The organism is Erythrobacter sp., from assembly GCF_024305245.1.
Taxonomy (GTDB): Bacteria; Pseudomonadota; Alphaproteobacteria; order Sphingomonadales; family Sphingomonadaceae; genus Erythrobacter.
Genome location: NZ_JAMWYX010000001.1, coordinates 404,107 through 427,796, shown reverse-complemented (window position 1 = coordinate 427,796; position 23,690 = coordinate 404,107). Strand labels below are relative to the sequence as shown.

24 protein-coding genes are annotated in these 23,690 nt (G+C 62.9%); 9 read left to right on the top strand and 15 right to left on the bottom strand.

Annotated elements, in window-relative coordinates:
- Nucleotides 1–9: 9 nt before the first annotated feature.
- The 3 genes from Q0L48_RS02120 (at nucleotide 10) to Q0L48_RS02110 (ending at nucleotide 3,332) form a co-directional block, all read left to right on the top strand.
- A complete protein-coding gene (locus Q0L48_RS02120; protein WP_296716655.1) occupies nucleotides 10–474 on the top strand; it encodes a MerR family DNA-binding transcriptional regulator in 465 nt (154 codons plus the stop codon).
- Between the two features lie 57 nt (nucleotides 475–531).
- Nucleotides 532–2,337, top strand: a complete 1,806-nt coding sequence (locus tag Q0L48_RS02115; RefSeq protein WP_296716653.1) for an acyl-CoA dehydrogenase C-terminal domain-containing protein — start codon at nucleotides 532–534, stop codon at nucleotides 2,335–2,337.
- 98 nt (nucleotides 2,338–2,435) lie between these two features.
- A complete protein-coding gene (locus Q0L48_RS02110) occupies nucleotides 2,436–3,332 on the top strand; it encodes a hypothetical protein (protein ID WP_296716650.1) in 897 nt (298 codons plus the stop codon).
- Nucleotides 3,333–3,334: 2 nt separating this feature from the next.
- Here Q0L48_RS02110 and Q0L48_RS02105 read toward each other — a convergent pair whose 3' ends face one another.
- From Q0L48_RS02105 to tyrS, 6 genes are all read right to left on the bottom strand, one after another.
- Nucleotides 3,335–4,843 carry a M20/M25/M40 family metallo-hydrolase gene (locus Q0L48_RS02105; RefSeq protein WP_296716647.1) on the bottom strand — a complete coding sequence of 503 codons (1,509 nt, stop codon included), beginning with the start codon at nucleotides 4,841–4,843 and terminating at the stop codon, nucleotides 3,335–3,337.
- A gap of 147 nt (nucleotides 4,844–4,990) precedes the next feature.
- Entirely contained in the window at nucleotides 4,991–5,515 is a 525-nt protein-coding gene (locus tag Q0L48_RS02100; protein WP_296716645.1) for a hypothetical protein, read from the bottom strand.
- Between the two features lie 79 nt (nucleotides 5,516–5,594).
- Nucleotides 5,595–6,515: a cysteine synthase A gene (gene cysK, locus Q0L48_RS02095; protein ID WP_296716643.1), complete on the bottom strand. Its 921-nt coding sequence runs from the start codon at nucleotides 6,513–6,515 to the stop codon at nucleotides 5,595–5,597.
- Nucleotides 6,512–7,804, bottom strand: coding sequence for an MFS transporter (locus Q0L48_RS02090; protein ID WP_296716640.1), 1,293 nt, complete (start codon nucleotides 7,802–7,804; stop codon nucleotides 6,512–6,514). Before Q0L48_RS02090 ends, cysK begins: the two co-directional genes overlap by 4 nt.
- A gap of 80 nt (nucleotides 7,805–7,884) precedes the next feature.
- Nucleotides 7,885–8,223, bottom strand: coding sequence for a PilZ domain-containing protein (locus Q0L48_RS02085; RefSeq protein WP_296716638.1), 339 nt, complete (start codon nucleotides 8,221–8,223; stop codon nucleotides 7,885–7,887).
- Between the two features lie 91 nt (nucleotides 8,224–8,314).
- Nucleotides 8,315–9,544: a tyrosine--tRNA ligase gene (gene tyrS / locus Q0L48_RS02080; protein WP_296716636.1), complete on the bottom strand. Its 1,230-nt coding sequence runs from the start codon at nucleotides 9,542–9,544 to the stop codon at nucleotides 8,315–8,317.
- 103 nt (nucleotides 9,545–9,647) lie between these two features.
- On the opposite strand from tyrS, the gene Q0L48_RS02075 reads away from it, so the two are divergent.
- Nucleotides 9,648–10,151 carry a hypothetical protein gene (locus tag Q0L48_RS02075; protein WP_296716635.1) on the top strand — a complete coding sequence of 168 codons (504 nt, stop codon included), beginning with the start codon at nucleotides 9,648–9,650 and terminating at the stop codon, nucleotides 10,149–10,151.
- On the opposite strand, the gene Q0L48_RS02070 is transcribed toward Q0L48_RS02075, so the two are convergent.
- The gene (locus Q0L48_RS02070; protein ID WP_296716633.1) at nucleotides 10,138–10,638 is read right to left on the bottom strand and encodes a TspO/MBR family protein; all 501 of its coding nucleotides are present in this window, start codon (nucleotides 10,636–10,638) and stop codon (nucleotides 10,138–10,140) included. The genes Q0L48_RS02075 and Q0L48_RS02070 overlap by 14 nt on opposite strands.
- A 72-nt stretch (nucleotides 10,639–10,710) precedes the next feature.
- Between Q0L48_RS02070 and Q0L48_RS02065 the strand changes: the two genes are divergently transcribed.
- Complete coding sequence (locus Q0L48_RS02065) at nucleotides 10,711–11,910, top strand: DUF1343 domain-containing protein (RefSeq protein WP_296716632.1); 1,200 nt, start codon at nucleotides 10,711–10,713, stop codon at nucleotides 11,908–11,910.
- Here the strand turns inward: Q0L48_RS02065 and Q0L48_RS02060 are convergent.
- A complete protein-coding gene (locus tag Q0L48_RS02060; protein WP_296716630.1) occupies nucleotides 11,904–12,257 on the bottom strand; it encodes a hypothetical protein in 354 nt (117 codons plus the stop codon). The two genes, Q0L48_RS02065 and Q0L48_RS02060, sit on opposite strands and share 7 nt — an antisense overlap.
- Before the next feature lie 62 nt (nucleotides 12,258–12,319).
- The gene (locus Q0L48_RS02055; RefSeq protein ID WP_296716628.1) at nucleotides 12,320–13,504 is read right to left on the bottom strand and encodes a VWA domain-containing protein; all 1,185 of its coding nucleotides are present in this window, start codon (nucleotides 13,502–13,504) and stop codon (nucleotides 12,320–12,322) included.
- Between the two features lie 131 nt (nucleotides 13,505–13,635).
- On the opposite strand from Q0L48_RS02055, the gene Q0L48_RS02050 reads away from it, so the two are divergent.
- Nucleotides 13,636–15,036, top strand: a complete 1,401-nt coding sequence (locus Q0L48_RS02050) for a methyl-accepting chemotaxis protein (RefSeq protein ID WP_296716625.1) — start codon at nucleotides 13,636–13,638, stop codon at nucleotides 15,034–15,036.
- 16 nt (nucleotides 15,037–15,052) lie between these two features.
- Here Q0L48_RS02050 and Q0L48_RS02045 read toward each other — a convergent pair whose 3' ends face one another.
- The 6 genes from Q0L48_RS02045 to Q0L48_RS02020 all read right to left on the bottom strand — a co-directional run bounded on the left by Q0L48_RS02045 (nucleotide 15,053) and on the right by Q0L48_RS02020 (nucleotide 21,326).
- Complete coding sequence (locus Q0L48_RS02045; RefSeq protein WP_296716624.1) at nucleotides 15,053–15,421, bottom strand: hypothetical protein; 369 nt, start codon at nucleotides 15,419–15,421, stop codon at nucleotides 15,053–15,055.
- A gap of 11 nt (nucleotides 15,422–15,432) precedes the next feature.
- The gene (locus Q0L48_RS02040) at nucleotides 15,433–16,290 is read right to left on the bottom strand and encodes a MoxR family ATPase (RefSeq protein WP_296716622.1); all 858 of its coding nucleotides are present in this window, start codon (nucleotides 16,288–16,290) and stop codon (nucleotides 15,433–15,435) included.
- Between the two features lie 82 nt (nucleotides 16,291–16,372).
- Nucleotides 16,373–17,617: a serine hydrolase gene (locus Q0L48_RS02035; protein ID WP_296716621.1), complete on the bottom strand. Its 1,245-nt coding sequence runs from the start codon at nucleotides 17,615–17,617 to the stop codon at nucleotides 16,373–16,375.
- 85 nt (nucleotides 17,618–17,702) lie between these two features.
- Nucleotides 17,703–18,068: a hypothetical protein gene (locus Q0L48_RS02030; RefSeq protein ID WP_296716619.1), complete on the bottom strand. Its 366-nt coding sequence runs from the start codon at nucleotides 18,066–18,068 to the stop codon at nucleotides 17,703–17,705.
- Nucleotides 18,061–20,061, bottom strand: coding sequence for a DNA topoisomerase IV subunit B (parE, locus tag Q0L48_RS02025; protein WP_296716617.1), 2,001 nt, complete (start codon nucleotides 20,059–20,061; stop codon nucleotides 18,061–18,063). Before parE ends, Q0L48_RS02030 begins: the two co-directional genes overlap by 8 nt.
- 56 nt (nucleotides 20,062–20,117) lie before the next feature.
- Nucleotides 20,118–21,326 carry a penicillin-binding protein activator gene (locus Q0L48_RS02020; protein WP_296716614.1) on the bottom strand — a complete coding sequence of 403 codons (1,209 nt, stop codon included), beginning with the start codon at nucleotides 21,324–21,326 and terminating at the stop codon, nucleotides 20,118–20,120.
- A 41-nt stretch (nucleotides 21,327–21,367) separates the two neighbouring features.
- Between Q0L48_RS02020 and rsmI the strand changes: the two genes are divergently transcribed.
- From rsmI to gshB, 3 genes are all read left to right on the top strand, one after another.
- A complete protein-coding gene (gene rsmI / locus Q0L48_RS02015; protein WP_296716612.1) occupies nucleotides 21,368–22,225 on the top strand; it encodes a 16S rRNA (cytidine(1402)-2'-O)-methyltransferase in 858 nt (285 codons plus the stop codon).
- The gene (locus Q0L48_RS02010; protein ID WP_296716609.1) at nucleotides 22,222–22,599 is read left to right on the top strand and encodes a YraN family protein; all 378 of its coding nucleotides are present in this window, start codon (nucleotides 22,222–22,224) and stop codon (nucleotides 22,597–22,599) included. Before rsmI ends, Q0L48_RS02010 begins: the two co-directional genes overlap by 4 nt.
- Nucleotides 22,600–22,706: 107 nt before the next feature.
- Entirely contained in the window at nucleotides 22,707–23,687 is a 981-nt protein-coding gene (gene gshB, locus Q0L48_RS02005) for a glutathione synthase (RefSeq protein WP_296716607.1), read from the top strand.
- Nucleotides 23,688–23,690: the final 3 nt, after the last annotated feature.

Sequence of the window (23,690 nt, the reverse complement as noted above, 5' to 3'; positions counted from 1 at the left end):
GCAAGTGTCATGGCTACCGCACCCGCACAAGACAACGCCGCTCGTGCCAATGAGGCTGAACCGCGCCGCAATGGCGCGCATCTCGACCGGCCCGATATTCATGCGCGCGAGCAATTCACCATCTCCGACCTTACCTCGGAATTCGGCTGCACCGCCCGCGCGCTGCGCTTTTACGAGGACGAGGGGCTGATCAATCCCGCGCGCGTCGGTCTGACCCGCGTCTATTCCAAACGCGACCGGGCGCGGCTTGCGTGGATCATGCGGGCCAAGAACGTCGGCTTTTCGCTGACCGAAATCCGCGAGATGATCGACCTGTACGATCTCGACGATGGCCGGGTCGAACAACGCCGCGTCACAATCGAGAAGTGCCGCGCGCATATCGCCAAGCTCAAGGCTCAGCGCGATGACATCGATTCGTCGATTAACGAGTTGACCGACTTCGTGGCCGAGATCGAGAAGCTCGACCTGCGCTGAACGTGCAATCGTTCCAGCGATTTTGAATTTGACCATGCACACTCAAGGGATCTTGTGATGCCGACCTATACCGCCCCCACTCGCGACACCCGTTTCGTCGTCAACGAAGTGCTCGATTTGGCGAGCTACGGCAATCTGCCGGGTTTCGAGAACGCCACGCCCGATATGATTGACACCGTCATCAACGAAGCTGGCAAGTTCTGCGCCGAGGTGCTGGCGCCGGTCAATCAGGCCGGTGACGAGCATGGCTGCACGCGTCATGACGACGGCAGCGTCACCACCCCGCCGGGCTTCAAGGAAGCCTATCAGGCCTATGTCGAAAGCGGTTGGGGCACGCTTGCCCAGCCCGAGGAATTCGGCGGGCAGGGCTTGCCGCATGTACTCGGCTTCGTGCTCGAGGAATATGCTGGCACTGCCAATCAGGCTTTCGCGATGTATCCCGGCCTCACCGCCGGTGCGATCTCCGCAATTCTCGCGAAGGGTTCGGACGAACAGAAGGCGGCCTATGTGCCCAAGATGATCTCGGGCGAGTGGTCCGGCACCATGAACCTGACCGAACCGCAATGTGGCACCGATCTCGGCATGATCCGCACCAAGGCGGTGCCGAACGGCGACGGCTCCTACGCCATCACCGGCACCAAGATCTTCATTTCCGCCGGCGAGCATGATCTCACCAGCAACATCATCCATCTGGTTCTGGCCAAGACGCCCGGGGCGCCCGACAGCACCAAGGGCATTTCGCTGTTCATCGTGCCCAAGTTCGTGCTCGACGAAAACGGCGAACCGGCGGAGCGCAACGGCGTGACCTGCGGTTCCATCGAGAAGAAGATGGGCATCCACGGCAACGCCACCTGCCTGCTCAACTATGACGGCGCGACCGGTTACCTCGTTGGCGAGGAGAACAAGGGCCTGGCCGCGATGTTCATCATGATGAACGCCGCGCGTCTCGGTGTCGGCATTCAGGGCTATGCCCAGGCCGAAGTGGCCTATCAGAACGCCGTCACCTACGCGCTCGACCGGCGGCAGGGCCGCGCATTGTCCGGCCCGGCGGAACCGGAGGCCAAGGCCGATCCGATCTTCGTCCATCCCGACGTGCGCCGGATGCTGATGGACGCCAAGGTGTTCACCGAATCGATGCGCGCTCTGTGCCTGTGGGGCGCGTTGCAGGTCGACCTGACCCACAAGGCGCAGACCCCCGAGGAGCGCGAGCAGGCCGATCTGCTGATCGGTCTGATGACGCCGGTCATCAAGGGTTACGGCACCGACAAGGGCTATGACATCGCCACCAACATGCAGCAGGTCTATGGCGGCCATGGCTATGTGCGCGAATGGGGCATGGAGCAGTTCGTCCGCGATAGCCGCATCGCAATGATCTACGAAGGCGCCAACGGCGTGCAGGCGATGGATCTGTGCGGCCGCAAGCTGGCCGCGAACGGTGGCAAGGCCATTCAGGCGTTTTTCGCCATGGTCGACGAGGAAATCGCTGCGGCCAAGCAGGTTGGCGAACTCAAGGACGTCGCCGGACGGCTTGAAAAGGCACTCGGCGAGCAGAAGGCGGCCACGATGTGGTTCATGCAGAACGCGATGGCCAATCCCAACCACCTCGGCGCGGGCGCGCATCACTACATGCACATCATGGGCATTGTGACGCTGGGCTTCTTTTGGCTGAAAATGGCTAAGGTGGCGCTGGGCAAGCTGGCGGGCGAGCCTGAGGACAAGGCGTTCTACGAAGCCAAGCTGGTTTCCGCCAATTACTACGCCGAACGTTATCTGCCCGATGCCGGCGCGCTGCGACGCAAGCTGGAAGCGGGCAGCGAATACATGATGAAGCTGCCGGAAGAGGCCTTCGCCACCGCCGCCTGATCCTTTCTGTCGTCAACCGCCGAACCTTTTTTCCGGGCCGCCGTGTTTGCGCACGGCGGCCCGTGTCGTAACGCTGGGACGCACAGGGGGATTCGCGCATGACAATCGGACGATGGTGGCTGGTGCTGGCAGGGGCTGCGCTGTTGATCGCGGGTCCCGCGGTGTCCTTTTCGGAGCAGGAACAGCTCGCAACGGAGGAGGCGCCAGCATCGGGCCGCTATGTTTTTGCCGGGTGGGATGGGCCGGACCTGCCGGTGTGGTATCAACTACCAGACAAGGTGACCGCCGAAACGCCGGTGGTTTTCGTGATGCACGGGGTCAATCGCGATGCCGACCGCTACCGTGACGAATGGGCCGACCTTGCTCGCCGACACGACTTTATCGTAATCGTCCCCCAATTCAGCAGGTCGGACTTCCCCGGATCGCGGGGCTACAACACCGGATACTTCACCGAAGATGACGGCGTTTCGCGCCCGCGCTCGCTATGGTCCTTCGCCGCGATCGAGCCGCTGTTCGACGACGTCCGCGCGCGGTTCGGAACCCGGGCGGCGCGCTACACCATCTATGGCCATTCGGCGGGCGCGCAATTCGTACATCGCTTCGTGCTCTTCATGCCCGAGGCGCGGATCGATCAGGCAATCGCCGCCAATGCCGGATGGTACACCATGCCAGATCCTGCGACGCCATTTCCCTACGGTCTTGGCGGTACCCCGGTCGACGAACGGGCTCTGAGTGCTGCGCTCGGTCAGCGCGTGACAGTGCTGTTGGGCACCGCCGATACCGATCGCAGCGATCCCAACCTGCGCAAGACACCCGAAGCTGATGCGCAAGGCCCCAACCGCTTCGCGCGCGGGCAGCAGTTCTTCGAACAAGGCCAACAGGCGGCGACAGCGCGAGACGCGCCGTTCGGATGGAAGCTGTTGACCGTGCCCGATGTCGGCCACAGCAACGGCAGAATGGCCAAGGCGGCCGCACTACTGATCGCCGCGGACTGACGCTACTTCGCGGCCTCCTCGGCGACGACATAGAGATAGTCGACATAGGCCATGGTCGCTTCGTCCAGACCGTTGACCTTGGGGTCGCTGCTATCGATCAGGAACCATTCGTTCGGCGCATGGGCTCCGCCGCCGCGGCTGAGGCCGAATTGCGAGGCGGGCAAATTCAGCGGCGGGCCGTTGAAGATCACCCCCGGCCAACTGCCTGCATTGCGCGGGCGGATGGCGTAGGGAATACCGCTTTGGTCGAACAGCCGCTTCTGCGCGCGGATCAGCACGCTGTCCTCTTCGGTCTCGTTCGGGCCATAGCCGCCCGACACAGTCACCTGCACATCGTCGAATCCGCGCTTGGCAAGATGCGCCTTGAGCTTCGAGACCGCTTCGTCCTTGGTCATTGCCGGAACCAACCGGAATTCGAGCTTGGCCTCGGCCCGGCCCGGCAGAACGGTTTTGCCGCCGGGGCCGGTGTAGCCTGCGACCAGCCCCTGAATGTTGACGGTCGGCTGCGAAAAGAAGCGTTCGAGACTGGTGATGTAATCCTCGTCGTCGATCCAGCGACCTACTCCGAGCTGCGCCTTTTGTTCTGCCTCGGGGTTGGTCTCGACACTTTCGGCGATCAACTGCTTCTGCCGTTCGGTCAGCGGCTTCACGTTCTCGAACCAGCCATCGATCGCAGGCGTGTGCCCGTCGTCGGCGACCAGCGTATCCAGCGCCTTGACCAGCCGCCATGCCGGGTTCTCGACCCGCGCGTGGTTCGATGAGTGGATGTCGGTCTTGGGGTATTTGTCCGACGTCTCGCCGCCGACCACCAGCTGGAATTCAACCGCGCCTTTCGCACCCAGCGTGATATTGGCGCTGCCATCTTTGCTCTGTGCGGCAGAGGGGATGAACACGCCGATGGTCTTGGCCAGCGCAGCCTGCACTTCGGAGACAGCCACGACCTGATCGAAATGGGTCGAGGCGACTTCCTCCTCGCCCTCGGCGACCAAGACGATGTTGACCGGAAGCTTGCGGCCGCTGGCCTGAATCGCCTTGAGCGCGGCAAGGAAGGCCATTTCCGGCCCCTTCTGGTTGACAGCGCCGCGGCCATAGATCGCCAGACCCTCTCCCGATCTTTCGACGAGCCGCCCTTCAAGCGGAGGGGAATCCCATTCGCTCGGATCGAACTGCTTGACGTCATACATGAAATAGATGCCGATTGTGGCCGGCGCACCCGCATCCAGCGTCGCGAACACGGCCGGAACCCCGTCTGTCGGAATGATCTTGGCCTGCTGGAACCCGGCATCGAGCGCGAGTTGCATCATGTATTCCGCGCCTTCGGGCGTACCGCGCTTTTCCGCCGCGATGGTGGGCAGGGCGATCCAGTCCTGCAAGGCCTTGACCGTTGCGTCGTGCTGCGCCTCTACCGCTGTGACAATCCGATCGCGTTCGGGCGTTTCTGCCGCTGCCGGAACCATCACCAGCGCAATCGCCGCAGCCGCCCCCAACCCAGTCAACCGACGCGTCATCATCGCATTCTCCCCCTTAAAGCGAGGGCGAGGCTACCATCGTCGCGTTGTTTGGCAACGGCTTTCGCGCCGATGCTCGCTTGCATTGTGGAGGGCGGACGGGGGCGCTCGGGTCAGAGCAGGAATTGCGGCGACGTGCGCTCTTTTTCGTCAGCCATTGTCCGACATTGTCATGAGCCGTTGATTCCCTGCCTTGACCTTGGGCGGTGCAGCGCGGGCAAGGCGATCCGCCAGCGTCATGGGCTTTGCCGCGCCGGAGCGAGAGCGTTCGGGTGCCGGTTTCGGAGCCCGATTTTCGGCCGCAACTTCCTCGACAGGAGCCGGCGACGCATAATCCATGACGGGCTGATCTTCCACAGCCGGAGGGGCGGCAGCGGGTTCAGCGACCGGCGCGGGGACGGGTGCAGCTGCAGCGGGGACAGGCGGCGCTGCCGCAGGGGTGGGCGTAAGTTCGGGCGCGGCAGCCGGGCTTGCTTCAGCGACCGGCGGTTCATCCTGCTTCGTTGCGGCCAGAATCTTCGCAGCGACCTCCTCGATCGAACCGACGACCAGCAACGGATTGCCGCCGACCATCCCGACATTGGTCTGGCCATTTTCGCCGGTGCGCAGCCAAGCGATATTTTCGGCCACGACAAGGTAATTGCCGCCGCGCGATTCGAGCAGGATGAATTTCATGGGCGCCTTCTCCCGAGCAGCACCACGAATGCTTCGTGGATCCGCTGCGGGAATAAAGCCTGCCGGTTAAGGAATCGGTCTATTCGACCGGCAGGAAATCCGGCACCGAAAGATAGCGCTCGCCAGTGTCGTAGTTAAAACCCATCACGCGCGCGCCGGCGGGCAGTTCCGGCAACTTCTTCGCGATGGCGGCCAGTGTTGCGCCGCTGGAGATGCCCACCAGCATCCCTTCTTCGCGCGCGGCGCGGCGGGCCATTTCCTTGGCGTCCTCGGCATCGACCGTGATCGCGCCGTCGATGGCGTCGGTGTGAAGATTGCCCGGGATGAAGCCAGCGCCGATGCCCTGGATCGGGTGCGGGCCGGGCTGCCCGCCGCTGATCACAGGCGATTGCGCAGGTTCAACACCGTAAGCCTTCATATCCGCCCAATGCTTCTTGAGCTCCTCGGCACAGCCGGTCAGGTGCCCGCCAGTGCCGACCCCGGTGATCATCACGTCAATCGGCGCATCGGCGAAGTCGGCAAGGATTTCCTGCGCTGTGGTGCGCACATGCACTGCGACGTTCGCGGGGTTGTCGAACTGGCTGGGCATCCATGCGCCGGGCGTCTGCTCGACCAGTTCGGACGCGCGCTCGATTGCGCCCTTCATGCCCTTTTCGCGCGGCGTCAGATCGAAGCTGGCACCATAGGCCAGCATCAACCGGCGGCGCTCGATCGACATCGATTCCGGCATGACCAGCACCAGCTTGTAACCCTTGACCGCCGCCACCATCGCAAGTCCGATGCCGGTGTTGCCGCTGGTCGGCTCGACTATGGTGCCGCCGGGCTGCAGCGCGCCGGACTTTTCCGCGTCTTCGACCATCGCCAGCGCAATGCGATCCTTGATCGATCCGCCGGGGTTGGCGCGTTCGGACTTCACCCAGACCTCGTGATCCGGGAAGATGCGGGCAAGGCGGATATGCGGGGTCGCGCCGATGGTGGCGAGGATGGAGTCGGCTTTCATGTCAGGCCTCCTGTGTTGCGGGGTTGATCTGCTTCTAACACGTCGGGCGGCGGATCGAAGGTTTTCGTCGTTCGCAGCACCGGAAAAATGCGGCTCCACACCGCAACGGTTATGATTGCGCCAACACCGCCCGCAACCACAGCTGCGACCGGGCCGAACAGGTAAGCGAGGCTGCCTGAGAAGAAATCGCCGCCTTCGTTCGAGGCGCTGATCGTCATCATGCTGACTGACGATACGCGGCCGCGCTTGTCATCGGGGGTATGCAACTGGATCAGCGACTGGCGGACATAGACGCTGAACATGTCAGCAGCGCCGATAATGAACAACATCGCCAAACTGAGGACAAGGCTTGTCGAAAGCCCGAAGAAGATCGTCGCCAAACCGAAAACCGCCACCGATCCCAGCATCTTCGGCCCGACCTGGCTGTGCAGCGGACGGAAGGAGAACCACAATCCGGTAACGATTGCGCCAGCCGGAGTAGCCGACGCGAGCATGGCCAACCCGACTTCGTCCGTAAGCAGGATGTCGCGCGCGAACACCGGAATCAGGGCATTGGCACCTGCAAGGAACACCGCGAACAGATCGAGCGTGATCGCGCCCAGCACCATCCGGTTCCGCCCGACATAGCGCAGCCCGTCCACGATTGCGCCGATCGGGCGCTGATCCTTGCGCATGGCTGGTTGTGGCACCTTGCCCACCAGCGCCAGCGCTCCGAACGCGGTACAGAACAGCACCGCTGATATCGCGTAGGGCATGGCAGGCTCGAATGCATAAAGCACCGCACCGATCGCTGGACCCACCAGCCTGCCGACCTGCCACGAGATCGATGACAGCGCGATGGCGGTGGGCAGAATCGCGCGCGGCACCAGATTCGGAGCGAGCGCGGACAGGGCAGGTCCGGCAAAACCGCGGGCGATGCCCAGGACAATTGCAAGGGCAAACAGCAGCGGAAGATCGACGCTTTCGCTCCAGGTTGCCCAGACCAGAACAACGGCGGTTGCCAGTTGCAGGAGGATGGTCATCAATCCGAGCAGCCGACGGTCGAACCGGTCGGCGGCAAGGCCGGAAAACGGGGTGAGCAGGAACAGCGGTACGAATTGCAGCAGACCGATGATCGCAAGCTGGCCCGCGCCCTCGGCCACGTTCATGCCGCTGTCGCGCGCAAGGTTATAGGCCTGCCACTGGATCACCAGCAGCATGGCGTCCTGCGCCAAAGTCATGGAAAGGCGCGCGGTCCAGTAACAGCGGAAGTTATGGACACGGAAGGGATGGGTGGGGGAATCGCTCACACCGCAGCCCATGGCAGGCTGCACAGCGGCTGCCAACCTAGCGAAACTTGACGGCCTTCAGGCTCGTCTATCCGTTCCGGTCAGCGCGAACGGCGCAAACGCGGATTGGGTTGCAGTTCGTCAATGATGGCGATGAAATCGTCGAGCCGGATGATCCGTTCGAACTGGAAGCCTGCGCGCAGATCCCTTGTCCAGATCACGTAGGCTTCGATGCGCCCGACAATCGGAAGGCGAATGATGATCCGGTCGCCGCGTGCGAGGCGAGCCCCATCATCGACCATGAAGCCGTGGGCCGACAGGTTGCAGATGTGCAGCTTGATATCGCCGTGCTCGAAATGCTCGGCGATCACCGGGAAGTCGACCGGATGCCGCGCGGCGCGGCGCATGTCTGTTACGCTTAGACTCGCTCCGCCAGCCACCCTTGCGTTCCTTTGTTCTAATTTCGGCTTGACCGAGAGATGCCGTAGAAAGCCTTAAAATTGGTAAAGACCTCCCGATCCGGGCTGGCTGTCAGCGCCGTACGAGCGCGTGACGCTTCTTGCCGAGACTGAGCCGCAGGGTAGCTCCGTCGTCAGGCAGGACGAGATGCGCGGGATCGGTGATCGCCTCGCCTTCCAGCTTCACCGCCCCTTCGGCAAGCTTGCGCTTGGCCTCTCCGTTGGATGCGGTGAGACCCAGTTCGGTTAGCAGGGCGGCGATGCGCATCCCCTCGGGGCCGGTGGAAAGGCTGGGCAGATCCTCCCCGGCGCCGCTTCCGACAAATGTTTCGCGCGCGGTGGATTCGGCCCGAGACGCGGCATCAGAGCCGCGGACAAGCGCGGTTACCGCATTCGCCAGCACGGTTTTGGCGGCGTTGATTTCTGCCCCTTCGAGCGCTTCGAGCCGCGTGATCTCATCCAGCGGCAAATCGGTGAACAACCGCAGGAACCGGCCAACGTCGCGATCATCGACATTGCGCCAGTATTGCCAGAAGTCATAGGCGGGCAGCTGATCCTCGTTCAGCCAGACTGCGCCGGCGGCGGTCTTGCCCATCTTCGCGCCGTCAGCCGTGGTGAGCAGCGGGGTGGTGAGGCCGAACAGCTCGGCGCCGTCCATGCGGCGGCCCAGTTCCATCCCGTTGACAATATTGCCCCACTGGTCGCTGCCACCCATCTGAAGGCGGACCCCCATCGCCTTTGACAGGTGGCGGAAATCATAGCCCTGCAGGATCATGTAGTTAAATTCGAGGAAGGTCATCGGCTGTTCGCGTTCGAGCCGCAGCCGCACCGAATCGAAACTCAGCATCCGGTTGATGGTGAAGTGCGTGCCGACTTCCTGCAGCAGCTGGATGTAGCCCAGCTTGCCCAGCCATTCGTGATTGTTGACCATCACAGCATCGGTCGGCCCGTCACCGAATGTCAGCAGCTTGTCGAACACCGTGAAGATCGACGCGATGTTGGCTTCGATGGTTTCATCGGTCAGCATCTTGCGGCTTTCGTCGCGCCCCGTGGGGTCGCCGATTCGCGTGGTGCCGCCGCCCATCACCACCACCGGCTTGTGCCCGGCCTGTTGCAGGCGGCGCAGCATCATGATCTGAACCAAGCTGCCGATGTGCAACGAAGGCGCGGTCGCATCGAACCCGATGTAACCCGGCAAGACCTGTTTGGATGCCAGTGCATCCAGCCCGGCTGCATCGGTCATCTGGTGAATATAGCCGCGTTCGTCGAGCACGCGCAGCAGATCGGATTGGTAGCTGGTCATGGGAGTCCTGTCGTTTCAGGGGCGCTTAACAGCGGGGAAGGGCGACGGGAAGAGACTTGCCCGCGATAGGTGGGCGCGCCATGACGCTGCGATGCAACCGCTCATGCTTCATCAGACCTGCGACCTCGGCCCGATCCGCGCCGTCACCGCCTCCATCACGGCAACGCCGCAGGGATGTGAGGCGGAATTCCGGCTCGACGGGCATGTGCCGGCGATCATCCTGCCGCCACACGCTGCGCCCGAACGGATGGACAATCTTTGGCAGACCACTTGCTTCGAGATATTCTGGCAGCCGCTGGGCGGAACATATTACCGCGAGTTCAATCTCTCCCCGTCGGGACGCTGGGCAGCGTACGACTTCGACTCGTTCCGCGAAGGGATGCGCGACGCGCCGGTAGAAGCCATCGCAATCACCTGCTCGAATGACGAGGCCGGCCTTGTGCTCAAAGCCAGCATCGCAGCCGAGCTCCCATCGCCCGCACAGGTGGCGCTCAATGCAATCGTCGAGCACCCCGATGGCGCGATGCAGTTCTGGGCGCTGGCTTTCGCGCCAGGCAAGCCGGAGTTCCACTCCGAAGCCTGTCGACAGCTGATTATCGAGCGCTAGCCTTTTCCACCCCAAACGGCGCGTTCAGCTTTACGATCGTGGCGTTGAGCACGAAGGCGAACGTCACCCAGATGAAGTAGGGCACGTTGAGCCAGCCTGCAAAGCTATCTCCCGCCAACCGCGGCAGCACCACCATAAGCGCGGTAACAGACGCCCACAGCAGCACGTTCTCCGCCAGCGCCCAATCCGGACGGCGCAGCTTGAAGAACAGCGGTGACCACAGGAAATGCAGCACGAAATTGGCCCCGAACAGCGCATAGACACCCATGCGCGCCTCGGGCGTGGGGGCTGACGTCAGACCGATGTAGAAACTCCAGCCAGCCAGGCCGAGGATGATCGTCCAGGCCGGGCCGAACAGCCAATCGGGTGGCTGCCAGCGCGGCTTGTTCAGATCGCGATACCATTGCCCGATATCGGTCAGCGCGCCGCCCGCGCCGCCCAAGATGATGGCCCAGGCGGCGGCGATGAGGGCGTAGGTCCAATCCATATGACTGCATATAGGCAAAGCTCGCGCAAATGCCATTGCCTTTGCCGCAGGGCTGCTTCAACCCGTCGTTCCATGAAGACAGGAATTGACCGGCTGCTCGCCGATCCCGCACTGCTGGCACAACTCAAGGGTCGCCGCGTGGCGCTGGTTGCCCACCCGGCCAGCGTGACGTCAGACCTTCAGCACAGCCTCGATGCGCTGATCGCGGCGGGGGTGACGATCTCCAGCGCCTTTGGCCCGCAGCACGGGTTGAAGGGCGACAAGCAGGACAACATGGTCGAAACAGCGGACGAAATGGATCCGCATTACGGCATCCCGATTTTCTCGCTCTATGGCGAGGTACGCCGTCCGACCGGGCAGATGATGACGAGCGCGGATGTGTTCCTGTTCGACCTGCAGGATCTCGGCTGCCGGATCTACACCTTCGTCACCACCTTGCTGTATTTACTAGAGGAAGCAGCCAAGGCGGGCAAGGAAGTCTGGGTGCTCGACCGACCCAATCCCGCCGGGCGCCCGGTGGAAGGCACGCTGCTGGTGCCGGGGCAGGAAAGCTTTGTCGGCGCCGCACCCATGCCGATGCGGCACGGGCTGACGATGGGAGAGATGGGCCATTGGTTCATCGAACATTTCAGCCTCGACGTCGCATACCGCGTGGTGGCGATGGAAGGCTGGCGTCCGGATGAGGATAGCAGCTGGGGCTGGCCGACGTCACGGCTGTGGATCAACCCTTCGCCCAATGCCGCCAACGTCAACATGGCGCGCTGCTATGCTGGAACCGTGATGCTGGAAGGTACCACGCTGTCCGAAGGGCGCGGCACCACGCGGCCATTGGAGGTATTGTTCGGCGCGCCGGATATCGACGCCAAAGCCGTGCTGGCGGAGATGCACCGCCTCGCGCCCGAGTGGCTCGCGGGTTGCGCGATCCGCGAATGCTGGTTCGAACCGACTTTCCACAAGCACGCAGGAAAGCTCTGCAACGCACTGATGATCCACGCAGAAGCCGGGTTCTACGAACACCACGCCTTCAAGCCTTGGAGACTGCAGGCGCTGGCGTTCAAGGCGATCCGTCGGCTTAATCCCAGCTATCCGTTGTGGCGCGACTTTCCCTATGAATACGAATTGTCGCGCCTTGCGATCGACGTCATCAACGGTGGGCCGTCGCTGCGGCAATGGGTCGATGACAGCGCCGCGACGCCGCATGACCTTGACGTCATGACGTCACACGACGAGGCGGCGTGGGTGCAGATGGTGCGCGGGCATTTGCTTTATTGACCAGGCTTCGCGGGCATTAACCGGATCGGCCCATCAGGCCTTTCGGGTGTAGGCCGAATATCCGTGACGTCACCATGCATGACCATGACTGCGCAGCCATCGATCCGCTTGTCGACCGCATAAATATGATAGGGCTTACCTGTCGAAGCTGGCTCCCGGTCGAGCAGCGGCGGTTTGCCCGCATCCTCCCGAGCCTTGGTGATGCGGTCACGGCAGTACACCTCTGCCGGATTATGGAGATAAAGCTCCCGCATCGTCGCCTCAGGTTCCGACATTGCTGGCGGCGCTGGTGTATCCTTCGCTGAAATAAGGGCAAGCGCAGCGATTGGCAGAGCGATCAGGCGCATGGTATCCTCCTTAGTCCCACGAAGTTACCACATTCTCCTGATTTTCCAACCCGCGAGCAGCCTCAAGCTCCGTGCTTCCGCGACAGCTCCCGCATCGCATCATCCAGCCCGTCGAGCGTCAGCGGATACATCCGGTCATTGACCAACTGCTTGATCATCTTGGTCGACTGCGAATAGTTCCACTGCTTTTCCGGCACCGGGTTGAGCCACACGGTGGCAGGGTAAGTGTTCGCCACGCGCTGCAACCACACCGCGCCCGCTTCCTCGTTCATATGCTCGACGCTGCCGCCGGGATGCGTCACCTCATAAGGGCTCATCGCCGCATCGCCGACAAATACAATCTTGTAATCGTGGCCATATTTGTGGAGCACGTCCCACGTCTTGGTGCGTTCCTGCCAGCGGCGCTTGTTGTCCTTCCACACGCCTTCGTACAGGCAGTTGTGGAAGTAGAAGAACTCCATGTTCTTGAATTCTGACGTCGCGGCGCTGAACAGCTCTTCGACCAGTTTGATGAACGGGTCCATCGACCCGCCGACATCGAGGAATAGCAGCAGCTTGACGGCATTGCGGCGTTCGGCGCGCATGTGGATGTCGAGCCAGCCTTGCTTGGCCGTGCCCTTGATTGTGGCGTCAATATCGAGCTGATCCTGCGCGCCTTCGCGGGCGAAGCGGCGTAGACGGCGCAGCGCCATCTTGATGTTGCGGGTGCCGAGTTCCTTGGTGTTGTCGAGGTTCTTGAACTCGCGCTTTTCCCAGACCTTAATCGCCTTACCATGCTTGGACTCGCCGCCGATGCGCACGCCTTCGGGGTTGTAGCCCGAATTGCCGAAGGGGCTGGTGCCGCCGGTGCCGACCCACTTGTTGCCGCCCTGGTGCCGCTTTTCCTGTTCCTCGAGCCGCTTCTTCAGCGTCTCCATGATCTCGTCCCAGTCGCCCAGGGACTTGATCTTTTCCATTTCCTCCGGCGTCAGGAACTTCTCGGCGACCGCTTTCAGCCAGTCTTCGGGGATGTCGACCGGGTTCTGGCCGTAATCGGACATGATCCCCTTGAACACCTTGTGAAACACTTGGTCGAACCGGTCGAGCAGGCCTTCATCCTTCACGAAGGTGGCGCGGGAAAGGTAGTAGAACGCCTCCGGCGTCTGGTCGATCACATCGCGGTCGAGCGCCTCCAGCAAGGTGAGGTGCTCCTTGAAACTGGCCCCGATGCCGGCAGCCCGCAGCTCGTCGATGAAATTGAAGAACATGGGCGCTGCTTAACCCGCGTGTGCGGGCCTGACCAGTCCCCTTTCTCGGGTTGGCCGGACGGCGGGCCTTAACGCTTCGCTTACCATCGCAAGCGTAAGATACGCCGACCGGAACAAGGGCCGCACAGAACATGAAACCCATCGCCATCGACGTCGCCAATGCTCATGCCTTGGGGATGATCCCCGAAAGCTGCGGCGCGGTGACGGTGGGGTGCACCGATGTGGCGGGCGTGGTCGAGGCGGTCATCGCGTCGTCCAAGACGCTGCGATCGGAACACGAGGCGCTGCGCGAAACCGTGCGGATGCTCGAAGCTGACCAGACCAAGGTTGCCGAAGCCAGCGACGAAGCGCGGCTATTGTCTGAACGCGCGATCGATCGCCTGTCGGAAGGCACCGCGCTGATCCAGTCCTCGCTGGGGCAGATCGGATCGCTGATCGAGTTGGTCGAGACGCTCGGCCAGCACGTCACCAGCTTTTCCGCCGCAATGGAACAGGTGCGCCGTAGCGCGCAGGATATCGACAACATCGCCGAGACGACCAACATCCTAGCGCTGAACGCCACCATCGAAGCGATGCGTGCTGGCGATGCGGGCCGCACCTTCGCGGTGGTGGCGAGCGAGGTCAAAAGCCTCGCCAACGACACACGCAAGGCTACCGAGGAAATAGCCCAGACGATTGACGCATTGGGCGGCGAAGCGGAACTGGTGATCGGCCGGATCGAGGCCGGCGCTCGCGCCAGCGGCGAGGCCAAGGCTTCGGTTGCACGGATCGAAAACACGATCGCGAATGTCGGCGAACTGGTGGAGGAAGTCGACAAGCAGAACGACGTGATCGCCCGTTCGACCGGCACGATCAGCGGCCATGTTGACAAGGTTCAGCGCGTGCTCACCAGCTATGACGCGGCTTCGCGCAGCAACGAAGACCGGCTGCACGGCGCGCACCGCAAGATGGAAGAGCTGGAAATCACCGCCAGCGAGATGTTCGACCGGATCGTGCAGGCGGGCCTCAGCCCCGAAGACAGCGCGATGGTGGAACGTGCGCATGAGATGGTGAAGGTCATTGCGGCGCACACCGAAGCGGCGCTGACCGACGGAAAGGTCAGCATGAGCGCGCTGTTCGATACCGATTATCAGCCGGTGCCGAACACCAACCCGCAACTGTTCCGTACGCGCCTGTCAGACTGGGCGCATTCTGAATGGCGCACGTTCCTCGATCAGGCCAAGGCGAGCGACACCCGCGTGCTGGCGGCAGCCTGCACCGACATGAACGGCTTCTTGCCGACCCACCTGACCGAACGTTCACGCACGCCCACCGGAGATATCGCGCATGATACGCAGTTCTGCCGGAATGGCCGGATCATGCTGGAAGCGATCGACCGCAAGGCGAAGGAAAGCCGCGCACCTTACATGATGGCGGTCTACCGCCAGGAAGGCGATGGCAACAGCTACGTGGTGGTGCGCAACGTCTATGTCCCGCTGGTAATCGGCGGGCGTCGCTGGGGCGATTTCGAACTGGCTTACAGCTTCGATTGAAGGTTTACTGCGGCTTTCATTCGCCTATCTCGACATCGCTGATGGCGCCGTCCCGGTCTGCGCAGAACGCAAGGCCGCCGCCAACATGGATCGCGCTTGCGATGAAGCGATAGCAGGTCCGTTCACCGACGGTCTTCGCAGTAGCGCAATGATGCTCGGGCGAAAGGTGGGCCATCAGTCGCTCGCCCTCATAACGGCTCTGCAGAATATGGCGGACGCTGGCGAGATCGATTGGCGAATAGCCGTCAACACTGCCATATTTCTGACACTTCGCATTACGTGCTGCAAAGAATTCATCTTCAACCGACCGCTCGGATGCCTCGCCGCATGAGGTCGCGGCAAGAAAGGCGGCAACCCCGGCAAGAGCTGCAAATCGGGGCTTCACGCCGCGTGGCCTCAGCTTGGATTGCGCCGCGCCATGAAGGCCAGCCGTTCGAACAGCATGATGTCCTGTTCGTTCTTCAGCAGCGCGCCGTGCAGCGGCGGGATTGCGCTCGCCGGATTGCTGTTCTGGAGCACCTCCAGCGGCATATCTTCGTTCAGCAGCAGCTTCAGCCAGTCGAGCAGCTCGCTGGTCGAGGGCTTTTTCTTCAGCCCGGGCACGTCGCGCAGGTCATAGAAGATATCCATTGCCTTCTTCACCAGCACCTTTTGGATGCCGGGGAAGTGCACGTCGATGATTTCCTGCATCGTCTCGCGGTCAGGAAACTTGATGTAGTGGAAGAAACAGCGGCGCAGAAACGCGTCGGGCAGTTCCTTTTCATTGTTCGAGGTGATGACAACAATCGGGCGTTCCTTCGCCTCGATCCGCTCCTGCGTTTCGTAAACGTCGAAGCTCATCCGGTCGAGTTCCTGCAACAGATCGTTCGGGAATTCGATATCGGCCTTGTCGATCTCGTCGATCAGCAGAACGGGGAGCTGCGGAGCGGTGAAGGCTTCCCACAGCTTGCCTTTCTTGATGTAGTTGCGGATGTCGTGGACGCGCTCTTCACCCAACTGGCCGTCGCGCAGACGCGCCACGGCGTCATATTCGTAGAGGCCTTGATGCGCCTTGGTGGTCGACTTGATGTTCCATTCGATCAGCGGAGCGTTCAGTGCCTTGGAAATCTCATGCGCCAGCACGGTCTTGCCGGTGCCGGGTTCGCCCTTCACCAGCAAAGGGCGGCGCAGCGTGACGGCGGCATTGACCGCAACCTTGAGGTCTTCGGTCGCGATATAGGACTTGGTGCCTTCGAAACGCTGTTGATCTGACATCGGGTTTCCTTGTGAGACTGAATTTCAGCGCGCAGCGATAAGCGGCGGCACCGCCTCGCGCAAGGGGGTGAGGGCGGGCAGTTCAGCGCGGAAGCAGCAGGATGCGCTGGGCAATTGCTTCAAATGCGCCTTGATCGACGCTCGCCGCAGGATTGTTCCACCCCAAGGTCAGCACGTGCCACGCGCCCGCCTTGTCCCGCAGCAACCAGGTGAGGTTGAGCACACCCGGCTCCGATCCGCCCTTGAAGCCGATATAGTCCCAGGCGTTCACAATCGCCGGTGTGGCCGAAGGGTTGATCGCCATGATCTCGAACGCCTCGGGGTCCGCCGTTTCGCGCATGTGAGCGAACAATTTGGCAAGATCGGCGGGCGAGGCGAACCATTCGACGTCAATCGCTTTGGGTCCGGCCGCAAAGGCGGCGTTGACCTCCTGAAGCGTCACCGGCTGCGTATCGAGCGTAGCAAGAATCGCTGAGCGGGCTTCGGCATCGCCTGCTTGATAGGCCGACAGTCGCGCGGCATCGCCGCCCTTTAGCTGAAACAGCGCGCGGGTATTCAGGAAGGGATTGTTCGCACCCGGATTGGCGTGGCCGCTATCCGCCATCAGCTTGAGGATGCGATCTTCGCCTACTTCTTTGATCAACTGGTCGGTCGCGGTGTTGTCGCTGATCGAGATCATCACGCTGGCGAGCGTGTGCAGCGTCAGCGGCGCGCCCGCGGGCCAATCCTGTAGCTTGCCGCTGGGATAGCTCTTTTGGGTGAGCGGCACGACGTCACCCCATCGCCGCTTGCCCGCCTTCACATCCTCCGCCAGCGCGGCCAGCACATACAGCTTGAAGGTCGAACCCAGCGCCAGTGGTGTGTCGGCGCCGATGCTGATCGCTGGCGTGCCGCCATCGAGCGGGGCAAACCATGCATTCACACTTCCCGGCAACGCGGACAGATCAGCGGCGATCTGCTCCGGCGTGTCGCCTTCGATCGCGAGCGAATCCACTGTGTTGAAGACAAGCTCGGTCACCCGGTTATCCGCTGCCGGATCGATAGCGATGCCGCCTTTGGCGAGCCCGCGCTCGAACCGGATTTCCAGCGCAGCGCGTGTGCCTTCGCGCGGGGCGAGCAAGGACACCTCTACCGCTGCACCGAATTGGGCCGTCAGGCTGGCGCTCAATCCCTTGAGCTGGGCGGCGGGAATGGCGGCAAGAAAACTGTCGCTGAACACGTCCTCGGGCGCGACCGAGCCATTGATAACGCCCACGACCTGCTGGCTGCGGATCTCCAGCGGGGTTTGCGTCAACGGAGCTGCGGCCTCAGCTGGTTCCTGAGCCATCAACGGCACCGCAGGCAAGACCAGAAGTGACCCAGCAAGGGCAAGCAAGCTTTTGCGCAACATCATCTTTCTCCGGTTCTGTTCGTCATAAGCGGGCTGCGGCCCCCAGACATACGAAGCCGAGTTGCCCTGCCAGCAGCAGCACCGTCGCGAGCCTCCAGCCGGGACCGGCACCCTGCATCCCGCGCTCCCACGTCCACTTGCCGATGGCTCCGGTGACGAGGGCCGACAGGGCGATCGTCACCCAGCCTGATTGGCCGATCAACACCATAAAGATCGCGAACAGCACTACCATCTGCAGCAGGAACGCCCCCGCGAACCACGCGATCGGTATCGGGCGATAGGCGGCATCGGGGATGATCGAATCCGGCAAGGCACTATCGGGCCGCGATACGCGCCGGTCCCCGGCCATGATGTCTTCCTTGCGCGGGTCGGGATACCGATCAGGCATCGATCGACGCGCGATCCACCTCGCCCGCGCGGTTCTGGATGAAATTGAAGCGGTGTTCGGGGTTGCGGCCCATCAACTCGTCCACCAGACGCGCCACACCCGCCCGCTCCTCGAATTCCTGCGGCAGAGTAATGCGGATCAGCCCGCGTGTTTCGGGCGCCATGGTGGTTTCGCGCAATTGCTGCGGGTTCATTTCGCCAAGCCCCTTGAAGCGGCTGACTTCGACCTTCTTGCCCTTGAACACCGTCGCTTCCAGCTCCGCACGGTGAATATCGTCGCGGGCGTAGCGGCTCTCCTTGCCCGCAGTCAGGCGGTAGAGCGGAGGCTGGGCGAGGAACAGGTGCCCCTTGCGCACAAGGTCGGGCATTTCCTGAAAGAAGAAGGTCATCAGCAGCGTCGCGATATGGGCGCCGTCGACGTCGGCATCGGTCATGATGATGATGCGGTCATAGCGCAGGTTTTGCGCATCGCAGTCCTTGCGGGTGCCGCAGCCCAGCGCCAGCGCCAGATCGGCGATCTCGGAATTGGCGCGGATTTTGTCGTTCGTGGCCGATGCAACATTCAATATCTTGCCGCGGATCGGCAGGATGGCCTGGCTCTTGCGGTCGCGCGCCTGTTTGGCGCTGCCGCCCGCACTGTCGCCTTCGACGATGAAAAGTTCCGTCTCGCGCCCGCCTTCGCCGCTGCAATCGGTGAGCTTGCCCGGCAGGCGCAGCTTCTTGGCGCTGGTGGCGGTCTTGCGCTTGATCTCGCGTTCCTGCTTGCGCTTCAGGCGCTCGTCCATGCGCTCCATAACCTCGCCCAGCAGCGCCTTGCCGCGCTCCATATTGTCGGTGAGGAAGTGGTCGAAGTGATCGCGTACGGCGTTCTCGACGAGGCGTGCGGCCTCGGGCGAGGTCAGGCGGTCCTTGGTCTGCGACTGGAACTGCGGATCGCGGATGAAGACGCTGAGCATCACCTCCGCGCCGGTCATCACGTCGTCGGCGGTGATGTCCTTGGCCTTCTTCGCGCCGACCAAATCGCCGAAAGCCCGAAGGGCGCGGGTCAGCGCTGTGCGCAAGCCTTGTTCGTGCGTGCCGCCATCGGGCGTAGGCACGGTATTGCAATACCAGCTGGTCGAGCCATCCGAATAGAGCGGCCAGGCAATCGCCCACTCCGCCCGGCCTTGCGCCTCGCCCGCGATTTCGGCGAAATCCTGCTTGCCGGTGAAGGGCTGGGCGGTGACGCATTCGCGCGTGCCAACCTGTTCGACGAGGTGATCGGCCAAACCGCCGGGGAACTTGAACACCGCTTCTGCCGGTACGTCCTCGCTCGCCAGCGAAGGTGCGCATTTCCAGCGGATTTCGACCCCTGCGAACAGATATGCCTTGGAGCGGGCGAGCTTGAACAACCGCTTGGGGCTGAATTTGCGGTCGCCGAAAATCTCGGTGTCCGGAGTAAAGCTGACCGTGGTGCCGCGCCGGTTGGGCGCCGCGCCAAGGCTCTGCAGCGGGCCTTGCGTGATCCCGCGTGAGAACTCCTGCGCGTAAAGCTGCTTGTCGCGCGCGACTTCTACGCGTGTGTCCGACGACAGCGCGTTGACAACGCTGACCCCGACGCCGTGCAACCCGCCGCTGGTGGCATAGGCCTTGCCCGAAAACTTGCCGCCCGAATGCAGCGTGGCAAGGATCACTTCCAGCGTCGACTTGCCCGGAAATTTCGGGTGTTCGTCGACGGGAATCCCGCGCCCGTTATCAGCAACGCTCAGGCGATTGCCTTCCTCCAGTCGCATCTCGATCCGCGTGGCATGGCCGGCGACCGCCTCGTCCATCGCGTTGTCGAGCACTTCGGCGGCGAGATGGTGGAGAGCGCGGTCGTCAGTGCCGCCTATATACATGCCGGGGCGGCGGCGAACGGGCTCAAGCCCTTCGAGCACCTCGATCGCCGAGGCGTTGTAATCGCCGCTGGATGTCGGGGTGTTGGCGAAAAGATCGTCGGAAGCGGTGTCGGACATGCGCCAGCTATAGGCGCACGCCCGTCCCGCTCACAAGCGCCGCGACGTGGTTTTGCTCAGCGACTGAAATCGGTCGGTGCCGGATCGACCGCGACCACCTCGCCGCCGCGCACTTCCCGCACTTCAAGCGCCCGTTCGGCAACCCCGGTGCGGGCGAAGCGGAACGGGCCATCGACCCCCAGAAATCCGCCGCGATCATAAAGCTCGTTCTTGGGGAAGGGCGTGCCAGTTTTCCAATCGCGCGCGATCCGAAGGGTCAGCAGTACCGCGTCATAGCCGAGCGTCGCCACACGATAGGGCTTGGCACCGAACCGCGTTTCGTAACTATCGGCAAAACGCGCGTATCGTTGGTCGGAGACAGCCGCGAACAATGCGCCCTCCATCGATCCGGCGCGGGTCAGCACAGCCTCGCCGCTCCACAATTCGTTGCCGATGATGCGCGTGCGGGGAGTGGCACCACGCTGCAACTCATCTGCCGCCTGAATTCCGAGCCGCGCACTATCGGCGATCACCACGGTGTCGTACCCACCCGCCGAGCGCAAACGCTGGGCTGCGCCGACGATGGAAGTGTTGCCGCGCGCATAGGTTTCGCGGCCGACCAGCGCACCGCCGAAATCGCGCAACGCGTTCTCCAGTGCAGAGGCCGAGCGCTGGCCGTAATCACCTTCGGGCAGCAGGGCGGCGAAACGGTTGGCCCCGCGACCGCGCGCGAACTCCACGCTGCGCCGGATCGACTGTTCGGGATTGTGGCCCATCACGAAAACGTCGGCGCTGGCGATGCTGGTATCGTTCGAGAACGAGATCACCGGCACCCCCGCTCCGCGCGCGGCCGATTGCACCGCAGGCACGGCGCCGGCCATCAGCGGGCCGAGGATCAGCCGGTTTCCATCCGCAATCGCCTGTCGCGCCGCCGCCGAAGCGCCGGCCGAGGTATCATAGGTCGTGATTCGCAGATTGGACGCGTTGGTATCGAGCAGTGCCATGGTGGTGGCATTCGCGATCGCCTGCCCCACGGCTGCGGTATCGCCGCTCATCGGCACCAGTAGTGCAATGCGGTGACGCCCGGAATCGGTTGGCAGCGCGGTCGCCGAAGGTTCGGGTGTGGGCGCAGGCGGGGGTGGCGTGGTGGGAACGTCGGTCTTGGGGATAACCTGACACCCGGCAGCCAGCATCGCCGCGCCCGCGATTGCGAGATTGCGGCGCTTGAAGATACCGGCGCCGGCCGCCAGCCAGCCTGCCCATTTTGGCGATCCCGTAAGCTTCATCCTTGCCGACCCTTTACTGGTGCTTCAATGCTCTGCCCGCAATGACGAGCGAGCTTCCATCCATCCCTCCGGGGAATCCCGAACCTGGGCTCTATATCGTGGCGACCCCGATTGGCAATCTCGCCGACATCACCCTGCGCGCGATCAGAGTGCTGGAAACCTGCACGCTGATTGCGTGCGAGGATACGCGGGTCACAGGCAAGCTGCTCAAACATCTCGGGATCAAGGCTCGGCTCCAGCGGCTTGACGATCATGCTCCGCCAGAGGTGCGCGCGCGACTTATCGACCAAGCGAGGTCTGGAGCGGTCGCGTTGGTGAGCGACGCGGGCACGCCGCTGATCTCCGATCCGGGGTATCGTCTGGTGCGTGAGGCGCGCGCGGCGGGCGTGACGGTCACGAGCATTCCGGGTGCTTGCGCGGCAATCGCGGGCATTGCGATCGCGGGCCTGCCGAGCGACCGCTTTCTGTTTGCAGGATTCCTGCCAGTCAAGGACAAGGCGCGGCGCGAGGCGCTGGAAGGTCTGGCCGAGATCGCGGCCACTCTGGTGTTCTATGAAACGGCACCCCGCATCGAACGGTCGCTGCTCGCCATCGCTGAATTGTGGCCGGACCGCGAAGTGGCAGTCGCGCGCGAACTTACCAAACTGCACGAGGAATGCCGCACCGGCACCGCCGCTGATCTCGCCGCGCATTACGCAGCCTACCCGCCCAAGGGCGAGATCGTGCTGCTGGTCGGCCCGCCGGCAGAGGCAGAGGCGCCCGTGGCGGATGCCGACGCCCTTCTGCGCGCGGCACTTGCGGATTCGGGGCCGGGCAAGGCTGCAGGGCAGGTGGCCAAGGCGACCGGGATCGACCGGGCGGTGCTCTACGCCCGCGCCTTGGAGCTGAAAGGCGAATGACCGTCGAACGCTCCGCTCCCGAGCGCCGCGAAGCCGACCGGCGCGGTCGCGAGGGCGAGGCGGAGGCCGCAATGTACCTTGCCCAGCAGGGCTGGCGGATTGTCGCTGAACGGGTCAAGACCAAGGCGGGCGAGATCGACCTGATTGCCAAGCGCACCGGACTGGTCGCCTTTGTCGAAGTCAAATGGCGGGCGCGTGCCGCTGCGCTAGGCGATGCCATCGACGAACGGCGGCTCAGACGGGTGGCGGCGGCAGTGGAGTGCGTGTGGCCGAACTACGCGACCGACGGCGAGGATATCCGCATCGACGTGATCCTGCTTGCACCGGGCTGCAAGCCGACCCACATCGAAAACGCCTGGATGCCCTTTGCATAAACTCCGTCCGTTCGCCCTGAGCTTGTCGAAGGGCCGTATTTCCCTTTAAACCGCCGCCGCGAAGCAAAACGGTGCTTCGAAAAGCTCAGCACGAACGGATTTGGAAAATGTCGCTCAGAGTCGCTGTCCAGATGGACCCCATCGACAAGATCAACATCGCGGGGGATTCCTCCTTTGCGCTGATGCTCTCGGCGCAGGCGCGCGGCTGCACGCTGTTCGAGTACCACGTCGAAAGTCTGACGCTGGACGAGGATGATCGCCTGTTCGCGCACGCTTTTCCGGTAACGGTGCAGCGGGTCGAGGGTGATCACTTCAAGCGCGGCGAGCAGGTGCGGATCGATCTCGGCAGCGATATCGATGTCGTCCTGATGCGGCAGGATCCGCCGTTTCACATGGGCTATATCACCGCCACCCACATGCTTGAGCGGATCGCGAATGAGACGCTGGTGGTCAACGATCCCGCCAATGTCCGCAATGCGCCGGAAAAGGTGATGGTGCTGAACTATCGCCGCTTCATGCCGCCGACACTGGTGACGCGTAGCGTGGACGAAGTGCGCCGCTTCATGGCCAAACATGGCGCCATAGTGGTCAAGCCGATCCATGGAAACGGCGGCAAGGCGATCTTCCGTATCGGCGAGAACGCCGAAAACCTGACAGCGTTGTTCGAGGTGTTCAACCAGACCTGGCCCGAACCGCACATGGTGCAGCCCTTCCTTCCCGAAGTGGCGCAGGGCGATAAGCGCATCGTGCTGATCGATGGCGAAGTGGCTGGCGCGATCAACCGGGTGCCGGGCGAGGGCGAGTTTCGTTCCAACCTCGCGATGGGCGGCAGCGCGCTGGCGACCGAACTGACGCCCCGCGAACAGGAAATCTGCGCGGCGCTCGGCCCGGATTTGCAACGCCTCGGCCTCACCTTCGTGGGCATCGACGTGATCGGTGGTAAGTGGCTGACCGAAATCAATGTCACCTCGCCCACCGGGATCGTTGCGATTGACCGTTTCAACAACAGTGATACGGCGGGCATGATCTGGGATGCGATCGAGCGGCGGCTTGCCGGACGCCGCGCCGCTGCTGCCGACAACGCTTAGGAA